This is a genomic window from Lyngbya sp. CCY1209 (assembly GCF_055795065.1).
The window spans coordinates 1-299 of the sequence record NZ_JAYFER010000426.1; the positions used below are offsets into that span (position 1 = coordinate 1).

Here is a 299-nt window from a genome sequence, read left to right on the forward strand (position 1 = left end):
GTCGATGCGTTCGGTCTGACCAGCGTGTGGTAGACAATGGGAGTCCAGTTATGTTGTTGCAGTCGTAGACCATCCTTAGTTTGGAAAATCCACTTCTCCTTCCTTTCTTTCCCATTACTCAGTATCACTTTTCCTGTTCGGAAGTATTTCCTGAGCGTTTTATATTTGGCGTTTCCGCATCGTGATACTACCCATGCCCGCAGTTGTTGCCAGAGTATGTTGTCTAGCTTGCTGAGAATCTCCTTGGAGACTACCCCCGAGTAATACCTTGCCCATCCGGTGATGATGGGGTTGAGTCT

Annotated in this window: 1 protein-coding gene; it reads right to left on the reverse strand. The window is 47.8% G+C overall.

Annotated features, from left to right (window positions below):
* The coding region (locus AC0QHF_RS13055; protein WP_375341425.1) for a group II intron maturase-specific domain-containing protein at positions 1-299 on the reverse strand (299 nt) is incomplete at both ends.